We start from the raw sequence: 16,762 nt of genomic DNA, 5'->3' as shown, positions 1-16,762 counted from the left end.
GCATGCCTCAATCAGAACTTGTAGCTCAGGCCCAGGTTGTAGCGGCGGCCATATTCCATCACGTTCTGCATGTAGGGATTATTGGACTGGGTTTCCACCACTTTCTGGTTGGTGATGTTGTCCAGGCCCAGGCGCAGTTGCAACTGCGGGGTCAGCCACTTCGAGAAGTTGGCGGAGACATAGGTCTCGGCTGGATTCTCGATCATGTAGCCGGCGGTCCAGCGCGGCATGCGTACGAAGGCGCTATGGTAGTTGGCCGACAGGCGTGCTTCGTAACCGGCCTTTTCGTACCACAGGGTCAGGCCGCCGTTACGCTTCATCAGGCCCACCATCGGGTAATCGTTGGTGTATTCCTTGATGTCGCTGTCGTTGTACGAGAAGTTCGCAGCCACGCCCAGGCCGTCGAACGGCGCCGGCAGGCTGGTGAAGGCATGCTGTGCCACCAGCTCCAGCCCGCGCACATTGCCGCCCTTGCCGTTCACGGAACGGGTCAGGGTTGCAGCACGGCCGTTGACCGTGGTGTCGTCGGTGGTGATACCGATGTAGTCCGACACCTTCTTGTAGAACACGCCAGCCGACAGCAGCGAGCCTTTCTCGAAGTAATACTGCCACGACAGGTCGACCTGGTTCGACATCATCGGCAGCAGGCCCGGATTGCCGGCGCTGCCGGTAATCGGCTGCTGCGATCCTGGATTGGTGTCGACCGCCAGTTGGCGCGATGCGCGCATTTCATCCATCGGCGCACGCGACATGGCGCGCGCCACGCTGAAACGCAGCTGCTGCTTTTGCGCCTGGTCCAGGTTGAAGATCAGGTTCACGCTAGGCAGCACGCGGGTGTACGATGCGCCGCCTTCCGCCGCGGTTGGCGCGGCGCCGTTGATCGACTCCATGCCGGTGCCGGTCTGCCTGGTGTGCGCCACGCGCACGCCGGCATTGCCGCGGAAGGTCTTGCCGAACAATTCGCCCTCCAGGTCGGCCTGGGCATAGACGCTGCTGTTCTTTTCCTTGACTTTCCAGCCGGCCAGCAAGTCGTTTGCGGTCGGGGTGCGGCCAGCCGGGCTGAAGGCGTTGGCGCCCCACAGGCTGGTGGCGGCGCCCGTGAAGTCCTTCAGCACGATGAAAGGTGCAAAGCCGGATACGTTCACCGTTTCGTAGGCCGAGTCCGGGATGGCGCTATTGGAAGGCAGGTTCCAGGTGGTCTGGTGGTATTTTTTCTCGCGGTCGGCGAAGCGTGCGCCGAACTTGATGCGGCTTACCACGCCGGCATCGAGCGGGCGCCAGGCGCTCAGTTGCGCGGAGGTCAGGCGGTCTTCAACGTGGCCGTCGGTATCGACGTACAGGGTCGGGTTACCGAAGGCAGCCGGGTTGCCCGAATCGTGGCTGAAGCTGAAGTCCTGGCTTTCGTCGCCCGTGAAAGCCCATTTGATGGTGCCGGGATTCAGGGAAAACTGGCGCACGTCGCGCCATTGGCTGTCGCGGCCGGCCGAGGACGTAGCGATATCGGCATCCACTTTCCATTCCCCGACATTGAACTTGCCGTTCAAGCCCGCGGCCAGGTTGTCCATGTCCTGCGTCCACAGCGTGCTGTTGGTGGTCAGGCCCACGTTGTTCACGGTGGCGCCAACCACATAGCCGTTGCGGATATCGAGGTTCGAATAACTGGCGCTCTGCCAGCCATCCCAGTTACCCAGGTCGCCGGTCCAGTGCGACATGGCCGGTTCGCGGATCCTGTTCTTGGCGTAGTACACGTCGGCGGTCACCAGCGCATCCGGACTGGCCTTCCATTCCACCTTGCCCAGCACGCTGCCGCGCTCATTGGTGCCGCGTTTCAGTTCAGTCTCAAAGCCCCATGGCGTCTTGTCCACTTTGCCGTCGCCATTGATGTCGGCCGAGTGATCCTCATTGAAGCCCCAGTGGTTCTTGCGCTTCTCGACCGAAGGCTGCTTCTGGTAGCTGAAGGCCAGCGCCACGCCGACATTCTTGTCGGCGTACTGGTCGATGTAGATGCCGCCCAGGCGCGGGCGAACCGCCTTGGTATCGAGGTCGCGCGCTTCCGGGTAGTACAGTGCGTCCGCCTTCAGTGAAGCCTGGCGGCCGCTATATTTGAGCGGCGACACGGTTTGCAGGTCGATGCTGGAGGCGACGCCGCCTTCCACCAGGTCGGCATTCTGGGTCTTGTAGACGATGGCGCCGGACAGCGATTCGGACGGGAACTGCTCGAAGCGCACAGCGCGGTTCGGCTCGGACGAAGCCAGCTCGCGCCCATTCAAGGTGGCTCCGATGAACCGCTCGCCCATGCCGCGCGCCACGATCTGGCTGGCGTTGCCGCGATCCAGCCCGGCTGCCAGGCCTGGCAGGCGGGCCAGCGATTCGGCAATGGTGGTATCCGGCAGCTTGCCGATATCTTCGGAAGCGACCACTTCCACCATGCTGTTCGAATTTTCCTTGACGCTCAGGGCACTGCGCACCGAAGCGCGGATGCCGGAAACTGTAACCTTCTGGACCGAGGGCTCTTCGGCCTGCTGCGCGAAAGCGGCCGGAATTGCCGGCAGCAGGAACAGCGACTTCACCAGCAAACTGATTTTCTTCTGCTTCATGATTCTTTTATTTTCTCCGTAGTTTTTATATGTGATTCGTTGTATTACCAGAGTGCTCCATAGATAACGGCCAGCAGCACGCACACCACGGCCGATCCGATGGCGAAGCCGCGGTCGACGCGGAACAACTGGCGGTCGACCACCATGGCTTTTGCTTCGCCGTCGCGCCGTCCCATAAGGCTGATCAGCACCATGCCCGCCACCACGGCCCAGAACACCAGGAACATGCGGTCAATGAACGGGATCTCGTAGACACCGCTGCCGTTATCGGCCGCGAAGCCGATCGGCGCCAGGAAGTGCAAGTCCATCATCGCCGGCAGGAACTTGAGGATGATGGAGAACACCAGCCCGCCTACGGTCGCGAACATGGCGGCTGCATTGGTCGCCTTCTTCCAGAAGAACCCAAGCAGGAACATGGCCAGGATGCCTGGCGAAACAAAGCCGGTGTATTCCTGGATGTACTGGAAACCGCCCTTCTTGTCGATGCCCAGCATCGGTGCGATCAGCACCGCAATTGCCATCGACGCCACCACGGTAAGGCGGCCGACCCACACCATGCGCTCTTCGCTCGCTGCGGGTGCAAATTTCTTACGATAGATATCCAGGGTAAAAATGGTGGCGATACTGTTTGCCTTGCCAGCCAGCGAAGCCACCACGGCCGCAGTCAATGCCGCGAATGCCACGCCGCGCAAGCCGTCCGGCAGCAATGCCAGCAGGGTCGGATAGGCGCGGTCCGGATTCAGCTCGCCGCCCTGGCGCAAGGCGCCGCCCAGCGCACCCGCCTGGTCCAGCGCAAAAGCCGCAATACCGGGCAGCACCACGATCACGGGCATCAGCAATTTCAGGAATGCTGCGAACAGCAGGCCTTTGCGCGCGGTCGGCAGGTCCGCGCCCAGCGCGCGCTGCGTGATGTACTGGTTGCAGCCCCAGTAATTCAGGTTGGCGATCCAGATGCCGCCCAGCAGGATGCTCAGGCCGGGCAAGTCCATATAGCTCGGATGGTCGCGCGTCAGCACCATGTCGAAATGGCCGCGGGCACGGGCGAACAGCTCGGTGGTACCGTGCAGCGCGCCCTTGCCGCCGCCCAGGCCGGCCACCAGGTCCAGCGCGATCCAGGTCGTCACCAGGCCGCCGATCACCAGGCACACCACCTGGATCACGTCGGTATAGCCGATCACCTTCATGCCGCCCAGCGTAATGACCGTCGCGAACACCGCCAGGAACAGCATGCAGGCGCCCACGCTCAAGCCGGAAATGCTGCTGATCGCAATCGCACCGAGATAGAGGATGGAGGTCAGGTTGACCACGATGTACAGGCCAAGCCAGAACAGCGCCATGGTCATCGCCACGCCCTTGCCATAACGCTGCTCGAGGAACTGCGGCATGGTGTAGATGCGGTTTTTCAGGTAGACCGGCATGAAGTAGATGGCCACGATGACCAGCGTTGCCGCCGCCATCAGCTCATACACCGCGATCGCCATGCCGATCTTGAAGCCGGAGCCGCTCATGCCGATGAACTGCTCGGCGGAGATATTGGAAGCAATCAGCGAAGCGCCGATGGCCCACCAGGTCAGCGATCCTTCCGCCAGGAAGTAGTCGCGCGAGGCCGAGCCGGAACTGCTGTTCTTGCGGCGATAGACCCAGATGCCATATGCCGCGACCACGGCGAAGTAGATGAGGAAGACGATCGAGTCGAGCGGGGTGATTTTCATAGGGTGTGCGTCTCTGTTTGCAAATGCAATGAAACATTTGCTTATCATTAATAGGTGTAGATTAACGAATTGGCTATTCCGTAGATATGAGGAATAACCATTAAGCTATGATTTTATGGAATAGCTCTTTCACCCCCCCATGCCGCCACACAATTGCGAATGAGAATCATTCTTGTTGATTTTGGCCGACAAACTCCATAGAATTCGCCTCTCCCGTGTTTAATCGACAAGTTGAGGGGTTATGGAGTCTATCGATGGTCCTGTTGACTGGAGCGCGATGTTCGCTGCGCACCGCCCGGCGCTGCAACGCGCCGCCTACAAGGTGCTTGGCAATGTCGAACGGGCCCAGGACGTAGTACAGGACACCTACCTGAAACTGTCCGAAGCTGGCCATGCCTTCGAGGCCCGCCAGCCGCTGGCCTACCTGTTCCAGGTGGTGCGCAACCTGGCGATCGATGCACAGCGCCGCGCAGCACTGGAAGCGAAGGTATTCGTCGATGAAGAAGACGGCCTGCAAGTTCCCGCTTCCATCGGCACCCCGGAATCGCTGACTGTCAGCCGGCAGGACCTGCGCATTGTGGCCGACACCCTGGCCGCCCTGCCCGCCCGCACGCGCCAGGCCTTCGAACTGCACAGGCTAGGCGGCCACACACAGCGCGAGATTGCCGACCAGTTTGGCGTTTCCGTCACCCTGGTCAACTTCATGATCCGTGACGCGATGACCGCCTGCGCCAACGCCCTCCATCAACCCGGCTGATAAAGCCAGGCGCAACCCATCTGTCATATACAATGCCAGCCTATACTCATCGGCATTGTTTGTTTCCATGGCAAATTCCCGCGACAACGATCCGGTCTGGCAGGCTGCGCTGGACTGGGTGCTCCGTGCACACGCGCAGCCACTCGACGCCGCGACCGCGCCCGCCCTGGCTGCCTGGCTGGAGCAGGACCCCGTCCACCGCAAAGCATATGAAGAAGCGTCGCGCGTCTGGTTGCTGACCGGCCTCATGCCGCCGGCCGCTGACCGGGGCAAATAAAAAAACCTGAAAATCCCCTAAACATTCCCAAGCCTGCTTCGTCATCGTAAATGAGAATCATTCAGTCAAGCTGAATGGTGCCATTTCTACCGACGAGAGGAAGCAGCTTGATGGAACTACTGATACTCGCCCATGCCCCGAACCGCGTTCTGGAGCAGGGATTCCTGGCCGCCGTAGCTGAACTCCAGCTGAAGGCCACCATCCTGACCGACTGCGTCAGGGAGCATATCGTCCGTGCCAAAGACTCGCCGCTGTATGGCGAAGCCGAACTGGCCGAGTGCGACGTCTTCAATCCCCTGGCGGTGGCGCGCTTTGTCGCCGTCCATGGCAAGCGGTTCTCCGGGGTCGTTGCCGCAGACTCCGTGCTGCATGCTTCGGCCGCAATCTGCGCGGCCTACCTGGGCCTTCCCGGCCCGGCCTGGCGCAGCGCCCTGCGCCACGACCAGCGGCTGGACGCGGTGCACTCGCCGCGCCAGCAGCGCCGTATCATCGATTGCACCGAACCGGCCAATGCGCTGGGCGCCGACTGGTTCCCCGCTACCGTACAGGCGCTCGAAGGCGGCGCCGGGACAGGCGGCGCGCTGGTCCGCAATGCCGCCGAACTGCAGCAGCAACTGGTGCAGCTGCGCCACGGCTACGCGCTAGTGGAAAAATACCGCGAAGACGAAGAAGTCTATGCGCTGGATGCACTCGCAACGGCCGAGGGTTTCACCGTCCTGGGAGGCAGCCGCATCGAATTCGACCGCGACGGCGTGCGCACCAAGCGCGTGCGATCGTTCATGCAGCGCCCTCCCCGTTGCGACGAACTGCTGCTGCAGCTACTGGCGAACAATCTGGGCAGCGGCCGCCATCACATCGAATATGGCGTGTCCAGCGCCGGCGTGCGCATCCGCGAAATCCACAACGGCCTGCATGACGACGAATCCGAACTCGCGCTGGACGACCAGCTTGACGGCAAGCTGTTCGTCGAGGTGGTGAGGGCCAGCATCGGCGCGCCGGTCAAGACCTTGCACCTGCTGCATATCGATGCCCGACAGGCGGCAGCACTGGAAGCCGCAGCATGAGTGTGCGCACCTTGCCCGCTTCGCGCGTGATCGCCGACCAGGCGGCCACGCATGCGCTGCTGAATTGCCTGCTCAAGGAATTCGCCCTGCCGATGTCGCTGCTGGTGGAAGACTGGCGCGAACAGCCGCTTGGCCTGCCCTTCCAGCTATATCGCCGCCTGCAGTCGGCGCAGGTGGTGCCGCTGATGATCCGCATGCCGGATGGCGCGCAGTATATTGTGCTGGCCGACCGCAAGGATACGCTGGGCAGCCAGGCCTGCGTATCCGGTGTGTTCGGCAAGCGTCCCGGGTCGCGCTGGCAGCAGTTGACGCCGGCCATGCTGGCCGAGTCCATGCTGGAAAGCTGCAGCGCGATCACGCAGCAGGCCAACCCGGAGCTGATGGCGCAGATCGTCGCCAGCCGCGACCTGAAACGCGCCGTCACCGCACACTTTGAAGGCCAGGAGATTGCGCCGCTGTCCGACTACATCGCCAGCGAACAATGCCTGTGGTACGGCCATCCTGCACAAGTCGCGCCCAAGGCCAGGCTATGGCCGGCGTCGCTGCGGCAGGAGGAAGTGTCGCCGGAGTTCCGTGCCGCGGTGCGCCTGCAGCTGGTCGAAGTGCCGCTCGATGGACTGTGGATCGCCGCCAACGGCATGTCGCAACAGCAGGCGCTGGCTGCCTTTGCCGACCAGGCCGACGCGCGTCCAGGGCACGCCATCATCAGCATGCACCCGATCCAGGCCGAGCTGTTCCGCGCCGACCAGCGCGTGCAGCGGCTGCTGGCAATGGGCACTATCCGCGACCTGGGGCGCAGCGGTTTCCTGTCGCATCCAACCGCCTCGGTGCGCACCATGTATGTGCCCGGGCACGGCTACTTCATCAAGGGTTCGCTGAACGTGCGCATCACCAATTGCGTGCGCAAGAACGCCTGGTACGAACTGGAAAGCGCCCTGCTGATTGACCGCCTGCTGAAACGCCTGGCCTCGGAGCATGCCGCCACTACCGGCGGCCTGGACACGGTGCCCGAACCTGCCGCGCTAAGCTGGTCTCCGCCCGGCCTGCCCGGCGAAGACAATATCTGGTTCCGCGAACAGACCGGCGCCATCCTGCGCCGCAACTTCTGCCTGGAAGAAGGCGAACTGAATTGCCTGCTGGCCGGCACCGTGTTCGGGCGCGACCTGGCGCTGCGCTCGAACGTGCTGGTTTTCATGGAACAGCAACTGGGCCAGGCCCCAAGTGGCGAGCAGCTCCTGCGCTGGTTCGCAAGCTATGCCGCGCTGCTGCTGCGGCCCGTGATGAACATGTTCTTCCATCATAACGTGATCTTCGAGCCGCACCTGCAGAACACGGTGCTGGTGCATCGCTGCGGACAGCCGGTGAAGCTGCTGCTGCGGGACTACGAAGGGGTCAAGCTCACAGCCGAACAAGGCATGCAGGCCGTGCCTGAAGGGATGCACCCGCGTGTGCGCCAGTCGCTGGAGTACCCGCGCGCGCAAGGCTGGAAGCGCATCGCCTACTGCCTGTTCGTCAATAATCTGTCGGAAGCGGTCCTGGCGCTGAGCTACGCCCAGCCTGCGCTGGCTCCGGCCATGTGGCAGCTGGTGCGCGAAGAGCTCGAAAGCATCCGCGCCGCGCTGCAAGCGCCTGCCCCGGAGCTCGATGAGCTGCTCGCTGGCGCCGCCATCCCGTGCAAGACGAATTTCCGCATCAGGCTTGCCGCAGCCGCCGACAAGTTCGCCGGCTATGTGCCTTTGCAGGCGCCGTGGGAGGTGCAGCAATGACCGCTTTGCCTCAATCAGTGGTGGCGAAGGCGCGCGCCATGGCCGCGGCCGCGGCCGATCCGGTCAGTGCATTCATTTACGACCTGCCCGCCCTGCGCCGCCATGTGCAGTGGATGAAGTCCTGCCTGCCGGCTGGCGTGGAACTGTATTACGCCATCAAGGCAAACAGCGAGGGGCCGATCCTGCAAGCCCTGGAGCCGTTTGTGGACGGTTTCGAAATTTCATCCGGCGGCGAGATTGCACGCGTGCGCCAATGCAGCGGCACGCATAACTTCATCTTCTCCGGCCCCGGCAAGCTGGACTCGGACCTCGAGCAAGCGATGCTGAACGGCGTGGAAATGATCCACGTCGAGAGCCTGGATGAAATCCGCCGCCTCAACGCGGTGGCCGCCCGCATGGGCCGCCGCCAGCCGGTCCTGGTGCGCATCAACCCTTCGCTGCCGCCGCAACTGGCCACCAAGCTGTCCATGGCCGGCGCGCCGACACCGTTCGGCATCGATGAAAGCGAGTTGCCGGCAGCCGTGGCGCTGGTGGAGCAATGCGCCCACCTGGAACTGAACGGCTTCCACGTGCACGCCATGTCGCACCAGCTGGATGTGGCGCGCCATATCCAGCTGCTTGACTGGTACCTCGACAAGTGGCCCCAATGGAAGGCATTGGCCAGCAATGGCGACACGGTGCGCTGCCTGAATGCCGGCGGCGGCATGGGTGTGAACTACCTGCAGCCGGCGCAGTTCGACTGGCCGCACCTGTGCCACCGCCTGGCCCAGCGCCTGGCAGCCGATCCTCAGGCGCCGCGCCTGCGCTTCGAACCGGGCCGCTTCGTCAGCGCCTTCTGCGGCTATTACCTGATGCAGGTGCTGGACCTGAAACATAGCCACGGCAAAGGCTTTGCCGTTTGCCGTGGCGGCACGCACCAGTTCCGGCTGCCCGCGGCGCAAGCGCATGACCACCCGGTCCTGCGCCTGCCCGCGGCAGCGGCAGCGGCTGCAGCAACAGCAACGCCGGCAGCCGGCGATGCATGGACCATCGTGGGCCAGCTTTGCACGCCGAAAGACGTCCTGGCGCGCGACGCCCGCCTGCCAGGCCTGGCCATTGGCGACCTGCTGGTGCTGCCGCTGGCGGGCGCCTACGGCTTCAATATTTCGCACGCCGATTTTCTTTGCCATCCGCGCCCGGCCCAGGTTTTCCTGGACCAGGCCGAAATCGAAACAACACCACAATGGAGTGAAACAGATGCTGCACACGCTTGTTCCTGAACGCGCAGGAAACCGGTCTTTGCTCGATAGCCAGGCCGCACGCGAATCGAACGCCCGCTCCTACCCGCGCCGCCTGCCCCTGGCCATCCAGCGCGCCGAAGGCATCCACGTGACTGACATGGACGGCAAGACCTATTACGACTGCCTGGCAGGTGCCGGCACCCTGGCCCTGGGCCACAACCATCCGGCCGTGGTGGACGCCATCAAGGCCACCCTCGAGCAGAAACTGCCGCTGCATACGCTGGACATCACCACGCCGCTGAAGGAAGCCTTCGTCGACGAACTGTTCTCCAGCCTGCCGCAGGAATTCGCTCAGGAAGCACGCGTGCACTTTTGCGCACCGACCGGCGCCGATGCCATCGAAGCTGCGCTCAAGCTGGCCAAGATTGCCACCGGCCGCAGCGGCGTACTGTCCTTCCACGGCGGCTACCATGGCTCGACGCATGCCACCATGAGCCTGAGCGGCACGCTGCACCAGAAAGGCGATATCCCGGGCCTGATGCCCGAGGTGCAGTTCCTGCCGTATCCTTACTCTTACCGCTGCCCCTTCGGCGTCGGCGGCGAGCAGGGACAGAAGCTCAGCGCACGCTACATCCGCAACCTGCTGGGCGATCCGGAAAGCGGCGTACGCCCGCCGGCGGCGATGATCCTGGAGGTGGTGCAAGGCGAAGGCGGCGCTATTCCCGCACCGCTCGAATGGCTGCGCGAAATGCGCCGCATCACCGAAGAACACGGCATCCTGCTGATCATCGACGAGGTGCAGACCGGCTTCGGGCGCACCGGCAAGCTGTTCGCCTTCGAACATGCCGGCATCGTGCCCGACATCCTGGTGCTGTCCAAGGCCATCGGCGGCAGCCTGCCTTTGTCGGTACTGGTCTACCGCAAGCAGTTCGACTGCTGGAAACCCGGCGCCCACATCGGAACCTTCCGCGGCAACCAGCTTGCCATGGCCACCGGCCTGGCCAGCCTGCAGCACATCCGCCGCGAAAACCTGGTGGAGCACGCAGCCCAGCGCGGCCTCCAGCTGACGGCCAGGCTGCAGGAGTTGCAGCGCGGCGTGCCGCAGATCGGCGAGGTACGCGGACGCGGCCTGATGATCGGCGTCGAGATCGTTGACGGCCAAGGCCGCACCGATGCACTGGGGCAGCCGTTGGCCGACCCGGCACTGGCCAGCGCAATCCAGCGCAAGTGCTTCCAGCAAGGCCTGATCCTGGAACTGGGCGGCCGCCATGGCGCCGTGGTGCGTTTCCTGCCGCCGCTGATCATCACCGAAGCGCAGGTCGACATCGTCGCCGGCATCTTTGCAGAGGCTGTACGCGAGGCTGCCTTCGCACCGGTAACAATCAACGCCGCGGCATGAGCATCTGGTCGTCGGAAACTGCCACGCGCCGGCTGGTGGCCGCCACCGCGCTCCTGGGCACTGTAGCGGTCAGCCTGAACAATACTGCGCTGAACCCGGCCATCCCGCAGTTCATCACGGTGTTCGGCATCGACGCCGTAGCGGCAAGCTGGGTCATCACCGCGTTCATGATCTGCATGGGCATGACCATGCCGGCGACGGCATGGCTGGGCAACCGTTTCGGCAAGAAGCGCGTCTACCTCACCGGCCTGGCGCTGTTCCTGGCCGGCTCCAGTCTCGGCGCCATCGCGCCTTCAATGGCATGGGTGGTCGCGGCGCGCTGCATCCAGGGCGTAGCCGGCGGCCTGATGATCCCCTTGTCGCTGGCGCTCGTGTTCGAGGTCTACCCGAAGGAAGAACGCGGCCGCATCAGCGGCTGGTGGGGCATGGCTGTCATGCTGGCTCCGGCCGTGGGCCCGCTGCTAGGCGGGCTGCTGGTGCAATTCAGCAGCTGGCATATGCTGTTTGCCTTCAACATCCCGGTCGGCCTGGCAGGCTGGATCATAGGCTGGCATTGGCTGCCTTCGCCGGCAGCGCGTACGCCGCAGAAGTTCGACTGGCAGGGCTTCCTGCTGGCGACGCTGGGCGTGGGCATCCTGCTGGCCGCCCTGAGCCGGGTGAAAGGCATCGCAGGCATCAGCGATCCCTTCAACATCGCCCTGGTCGCGGCGGCCCTGCTTTGCCTGGCGTGCTTCGTCAGGATAGAACTGCGCCAGCCTGCCCCTTTGCTGAACCTGCGCATCTTTGCTGAACCAAGCTACAGCCTGAGCGTGGTGGTGGTCGCGGTGCAATCGGTCGGCATGTTCGGCAGCGTAGTGCTGCTGCCGCTGCTGGTGCAGACGGTGCTGGGCCACGGCCCCGGCTGGAGCGGTCTCGCCTTGTTTGCCACCGCAGTGACGGCCGGCCTGTGTTCCACGCTTGGCGGGCGCCTGCTGGACAAGCACGGCCCGCGCGTTGGCGTGGCGGCTGGCCTGGTGTGCAGTGCGCTGGCGACCATGGGGCTCGGCCTGGCGGGAGCGCAAGCCTCGCTCTGGCTGGTCGTAGCCTTGATGGCTGCACGCGGCGTCGGCCTGGGTTTGTCCTACATGCCCGTTTCCACCGCCGGCCTGAACGCGATCCCGGAACACCTGGTCACCGAAGGCGCGGCCATGAACAACATCCTGCGGCGCATCATCGCCTCGCTGGCCGTGGTGGCGGTATCGCTGTACTTCGAACTGCGGCGCGCCCATTTGGGCGACGGCACCGCGCTTAAGGAAATCTTTATCGCAATCGGCCTGCTGCTGCTGGCGACCGCACCGCTAGCCCTGCTCTTCCCCAAGCCGGGCAGCGCGGCGCGTACGGTGCCTGCGGCGGCAGGCTCCATTTAATCAATCGAACCAACGAACAAGGAAGCTTATGAATATCCTGGAAGCCCGCCAGATCGGCGCAATGGCTGACGCCAACGGCATTGGCCCGGAATGGATCTCAGCCCTGCAATCACCGCGCTATCGCCAGGTCGAGCAGCGCGTGGTACGCCAGCTGCTGCAAGCCCTGATCTATGAAGGCGTGCTGGAATGCGCCTATGCGCGCGCCGAGTTCCTGCTGGAAGGCCGCAATGCCGACGGCAAGGCAGTGCAATATCGCTGCCCAGGCGAGATGAAAACCAGCTTCGGCCTGGTCAAGCTGGATGGCGGTCCCGTCATCCGTGCCGCACGCAACGAAGGAGAGCGCACGGCAACCCTGGCCGACGTTTGCAGCGAGATCCTTGGCCAGTTGCCGCCATCGGAGCGCATGACGGCCTTCATGGACGAGCTGGAGCAAACCTTGCTGAAGGACTTGCAGGCACAGGACCAGGCGCATCCCGCCCGCCCACCCGCGGCCCTGCGCGACTACGACGAACTGGAAGGCGACATCATGGACGCCCACCTTTACCACCCCAGCTACAAATCGCGCATCGGCTTTTCGCTGGACGAAAACCGCCGCTACGGCCCTGAGTTCAAGCAGCTGATCCAGTTGCAGTGGCTGGCAGTGCACCGCCGCCTGGGCCGCGTCAACCATTCGGCGCACACTGGCTACGAGACCCTGCTCAAGCAGGAACTGGGCGCCGGCGACTACGAGCGCTTCGCCGGCATGCTGGCGCAACAGGGAAAATCCATCGAGGACTACCTGCTGCTGCCGGTCCATCCATGGCAGTGGCAACAGCGCGTAGCCATGCTGTTCCACCCCGAACTGGCAGAGGGCGACATCGTCGTCCTGGGCCAAGGCCAGGACAGCTATCGTGCGCAGCAATCGATCCGCACCCTGGCCAACTACAGCGCCCCGGGCAAGGCCTACGTCAAACTTTCTCTCAGCATCACCAACACCTCGACCAGCCGCATCCTGGCCGCGCACACGCTGATGAACGGTCCGATCATCGCCGACTGGCTGCACCGCCTGATTGCAGCTGACACCTATGCCAGGGAGCTGGACTTCGTGATCCTCGGTGAAATACTCGGCGTCAGCTTCAATTACGACCAGCTGCCGGAACACCGCAAGGGCAAGGCCTACGGCACCATGGGCGCAATCTGGCGCGAAAGCCTGCACGGCTACCTGCGCGAGGGCGAAGCCGCAGTGCCGTTCAACGGCCTGTGCCACGTGGACGAAAGCGGCCGCCCGCTGGTCGATCCATGGATCCAGCGCCACGGCGTGCGTGAATGGACCGGGCAGCTGCTGCAAGCCTCGGTCACGCCCATCATCCACATGCTGTTCGCCCACGGCATCGGCATGGAATCGCATGCCCAGAACATCATGCTGATCCATCGCGCCGGCATGCCGGCACGCATCGCACTGAAAGACTTCCACGACGGCGTGCGCTATTCGCCGCGGCACCTGGCCCAGCCGGCACTGGCGCCCGAGCTGGTGCCGGTGCCGGCAAGCCATGCCCGCATCAACCGCAACTCCTTCATCCTGACAGACGACCTGGACGCAGTACGCGACTTCACCTGCGATGCGTTCTTCTTCATCTGCATGGCCGAAACCGCGATCTTCCTGGCGCGCCACTATGGCCTGCCGGAGCAGGAGTTCTGGAGCATGACCGCAAGCCTGGTGCACGACTACCAGCAGCGCCACCCGCAGCATGCGCAGCGCTTCAAGGCATTCGACGTTTTCGCGCCGACCTTCCAGGTGGAAGAACTGACCAAGCGCCGCCTGCTGGGCGACAGCGAGCCGCGCTTCCGCCAAGTACCAAACCCGCTGCACCAGTTCCGGAACACCGCATGAAGCCGAACCGGCTCAAACGCAAGCTTCGGGGCGGCGAACAGGTGTTCGGCCTGTTCTGCTCCATCCCGGCGCCGGCATCGGTGGAGCTGGCCGCGGCGGCCGGCTTCGACTTCGTGATCATCGACACCGAACATGTGCTGCTGAACCCGGAGACGCTGGAGCACATGCTGCGCACCGCGGAGGCCGTCGGCATTACGCCGCTGGTGCGCGTCGCCCGCGGCGACGGCAGCGATGCCAAGGAGATCCTGCGCGCGCTGGACGGCGGCGCCCAGGGCATCGTCGCGCCTTGCGTGGAGAGTGCGCAGGCGATGCGCCGCATCGTCGCCGCCAGCAAATACCACCCGCAAGGCATGCGTAGCCTGAACGGAGGCCGTCCCGGCGCGTTCGGCAAGCATAGCCTGGCCGAGTACGTGGTGCGCGCCAATGAGGAAATCATGGTGGTACCGATGATTGAAAGCCTGGCCGGCGTCGGGAACATCGAGGCCATCCTGGACGTTCCTGGCGTCGACCTCGTGCTCGAAGGCGCAGCGGACCTGTCGCAGTCCTGCGGACTGCCATGGCAGGTCTCGGCGCCGCCGGTACAGGAAGCGCTGCGCCAGGTGCAGCACGCCTGCGCCAGGGCCGGCATCCCCTACTGCGCCATTCCGCGCGCCGATGGCGAATACGCCGCCTGGCGCCAGCGCGGCGTAACGGCATTCGTGCTGGGCGACGAGCGCGGCATCGCATTCCGCGCCTTGCAGGCAAAACTCAATTCAATGACCCATAGCGAAACTCAAAGCGAAGGATGAACACGTGAAGAACGAAGATCTTTTCCAGGCGCAGGCCGCGCAGATTGTGCTGCAAGACTTGGTCGACTGCCTGCTGGCAGAACAATTTTTCGATGTGAGCGAACCGTCCCTGCTGTCGCAGGAACAGGCGCGCACGCGCTATGGCCGCCATTTGCCATTACCGGACATGCCGCCCGGCAGCCTGCTTTGGCAATGGACCATCACCGAACAACCGCCGCACAGCGTACTGGTGCCGGTGGAGCGCGGCATCGTGCAGCCCTTGCAATGCCTGCCCGGCGCGCAAGCGCAGGAGCTGAGCCCAGGCGCAGGCGGCGAGGGCTTCCAGGTGGCCCGCCTGGGACCGGTACGATTCATGGAGCTGCTGCTGGCCCACGCCCCGGACGACTTCATTCCGCAAAATGCCGAAGGCGCCGCCCTGTTCCTCGAATGGGTACGCGAATCGGTGCAGCAGACCGCATGGTCGCTGGCACACAAGGTGGATACCTCCAATCTGCTCCAGAGGAGCCCCGCAGCGGCCTTCCAGGTGCTGGAGCAGTGCGCCTCCCTGCGCGACCGCCCCTTCCATCCGGTGGCCAAGCCCAAAAAGGGTTTTACGAAGGAGGACTACCACGCCTATATGGCGGAATTCGGCAAAGAAGTACCGCTGAACTGGGTAGCTGTCGAGCGCGCCGCCATCGCTTGCGGCACCGGCATTGAAGACGCCTTTGCCACCAGGCCCGAACACTTCCTGCTCAGCGCAAGCCAGCAAGAGGCGCTGCAGGAGGAACTGCGCCGGCGCGGTATCGCCGCCAGCCATGTAGCGCTGCCGGTCCATCCCTGGCAATTGCGCCATATGCTGCCGCAGATGCTGGGGCCTGAACTGCGCGACGGCGTCTGCATCCCGCTCGAATTCCGCAACGGCGGCTTCCTGCCCACTTCATCGGTACGCTCGCTGGCGCCGGTATCGGCAAGCCATCACTACCTGAAGCTGCCGCTGGGGATATATTCCCTCGGCGCTTCGCGCTACCTGCCGGCGATCAAGATGATCAACGGCCAGCGCAGTGAAAGCCTGCTGCGCCAGGCCATGTCCCTGGACAGCGAACTGGCGCAGCGTGTCTTCATCTGCGACGAAACCAAGTGGTGGTCTTACCTGCCGCAGCACGCCACCCTGTTCGACGAAGGCCCGCGCCACCTGTCCGCCATGGTGCGCAGCTATCCGCCTGCCCTGATGGACGATCCAGAATGCCGCCTGGTGCCGATGGCCGCCCTCGGTGTACCGCTGCCGCCCGAGGCCACGCACTTCTTCGATGAATGGCTGCGCTACCGCGGCCTCGCACCGCAAGCCGGTCCTGTGTTGGCACTGTTCCGCGAGCTGTGCGACAGCTTCTTCGACATCAACCTGCGCATGTTCCGCCTCGGCATGCTGGCCGAAGTGCATGGACAGAACGCCGTGCTGGTATGGCGCTCAGGCCGCATGCAAGGCCTGCTGCTGCGCGACCATGATTCGCTGCGCATCCACGTGCCGTGGCTTGAGCGCCAGGGGCTGGCCGATCCGGTGTACAGCCTCAAGCCGGGCCACGCCAATACCCTGTACCACGACACGCCGGAAGACTTGCTGTTCTACCTGCAAACGCTGGCGATCCAGGTCAACCTGCGCGCCATCATCGAGGTCGCAGCGCTGCGTTACAAGGTGCCGGCCGCGCAACTCTGGACCGTCCTCGGCGAAGCGCTGCAGCAGGCCATCGGGCGCATCGACTTCCCGGCCGAAGCGCGCGCCGTGCTGCGCCAGCGCCTGTTCGAGGCGCAGGCCTGGCCCCTGAAGCTGCTGGTGCGCCCGATGATGGAACGCGCGGCCGGCCCGGGCAGCATGCCGTTCGGGAAGGGCATGACCAGCAATCCCTTCCGTTCCTTGCAGGCAGTCTAGGCG

Annotated in this window: 12 protein-coding genes; 10 read left to right on the top strand and 2 right to left on the bottom strand. The window is 64.1% G+C overall.

Translation table 11 applies throughout. From position 1 onward, the window contains the following. Positions 1-11 precede the first annotated feature (11 nt). Both ASE26_RS20990 and ASE26_RS20985 read right to left on the bottom strand, forming a co-directional pair. Positions 12-2,597 (bottom strand): TonB-dependent receptor, encoded by a 2,586-nt coding sequence (locus ASE26_RS20990; RefSeq protein WP_057246875.1) that lies wholly within the window; start codon positions 2,595-2,597, stop codon positions 12-14. Positions 2,598-2,641: 44 nt separating this feature from the next. Next, the gene (locus tag ASE26_RS20985) at positions 2,642-4,309 is read right to left on the bottom strand and encodes a sodium/solute symporter (protein ID WP_055925825.1); all 1,668 of its coding nucleotides are present in this window, start codon (positions 4,307-4,309) and stop codon (positions 2,642-2,644) included. 241 nt (positions 4,310-4,550) lie between these two features. Between ASE26_RS20985 and ASE26_RS20980 the strand changes: the two genes are divergently transcribed. The 10 genes from ASE26_RS20980 (at position 4,551) to ASE26_RS20935 (ending at position 16,759) form a co-directional block, all read left to right on the top strand. Then, positions 4,551-5,066 (top strand): RNA polymerase factor sigma-70, encoded by a 516-nt coding sequence (locus ASE26_RS20980; RefSeq protein WP_055925823.1) that lies wholly within the window; start codon positions 4,551-4,553, stop codon positions 5,064-5,066. Between the two features lie 67 nt (positions 5,067-5,133). Further along, on the top strand, positions 5,134-5,343 hold the full coding sequence (locus ASE26_RS20975) for a DUF4880 domain-containing protein (RefSeq protein ID WP_055925820.1): 210 nt from the start codon (positions 5,134-5,136) through the stop codon (positions 5,341-5,343). 110 nt (positions 5,344-5,453) lie between these two features. Continuing rightward, positions 5,454-6,407, top strand: a complete 954-nt coding sequence (locus ASE26_RS20970; protein WP_057246874.1) for a hypothetical protein — start codon at positions 5,454-5,456, stop codon at positions 6,405-6,407. Next, positions 6,404-8,173 carry an IucA/IucC family siderophore biosynthesis protein gene (locus ASE26_RS20965; protein WP_057246873.1) on the top strand — a complete coding sequence of 590 codons (1,770 nt, stop codon included), beginning with the start codon at positions 6,404-6,406 and terminating at the stop codon, positions 8,171-8,173. Before ASE26_RS20970 ends, ASE26_RS20965 begins: the two co-directional genes overlap by 4 nt. Continuing rightward, positions 8,170-9,432: a type III PLP-dependent enzyme gene (locus ASE26_RS20960; RefSeq protein ID WP_057246872.1), complete on the top strand. Its 1,263-nt coding sequence runs from the start codon at positions 8,170-8,172 to the stop codon at positions 9,430-9,432. The genes ASE26_RS20965 and ASE26_RS20960 overlap by 4 nt, the downstream gene beginning before the upstream one ends. Further along, a complete protein-coding gene (locus ASE26_RS20955) occupies positions 9,410-10,792 on the top strand; it encodes a diaminobutyrate--2-oxoglutarate transaminase (RefSeq protein WP_057246871.1) in 1,383 nt (460 codons plus the stop codon). Before ASE26_RS20960 ends, ASE26_RS20955 begins: the two co-directional genes overlap by 23 nt. Beyond that, a complete protein-coding gene (locus ASE26_RS20950) occupies positions 10,789-12,198 on the top strand; it encodes a DHA2 family efflux MFS transporter permease subunit (RefSeq protein ID WP_057246870.1) in 1,410 nt (469 codons plus the stop codon). The genes ASE26_RS20955 and ASE26_RS20950 overlap by 4 nt, the downstream gene beginning before the upstream one ends. A gap of 28 nt (positions 12,199-12,226) precedes the next feature. Continuing rightward, the gene (locus tag ASE26_RS20945; protein WP_055925802.1) at positions 12,227-14,068 is read left to right on the top strand and encodes an IucA/IucC family siderophore biosynthesis protein; all 1,842 of its coding nucleotides are present in this window, start codon (positions 12,227-12,229) and stop codon (positions 14,066-14,068) included. Then, on the top strand, positions 14,065-14,856 hold the full coding sequence (locus tag ASE26_RS20940; protein WP_055925799.1) for an HpcH/HpaI aldolase/citrate lyase family protein: 792 nt from the start codon (positions 14,065-14,067) through the stop codon (positions 14,854-14,856). Before ASE26_RS20945 ends, ASE26_RS20940 begins: the two co-directional genes overlap by 4 nt. Before the next feature lie 4 nt (positions 14,857-14,860). Continuing rightward, entirely contained in the window at positions 14,861-16,759 is a 1,899-nt protein-coding gene (locus ASE26_RS20935; protein ID WP_057246869.1) for an IucA/IucC family protein, read from the top strand. Positions 16,760-16,762 lie beyond the last annotated feature (3 nt).

The sequence above is a fragment of the Duganella sp. Root198D2 genome (assembly GCF_001428585.1).
In the GTDB taxonomy this organism is placed as follows: domain Bacteria; phylum Pseudomonadota; class Gammaproteobacteria; order Burkholderiales; family Burkholderiaceae_D; genus Rugamonas.
Note: the sequence above shows the minus strand (reverse complement) of the source record. Positions and strands in the feature narration are given on the sequence as shown.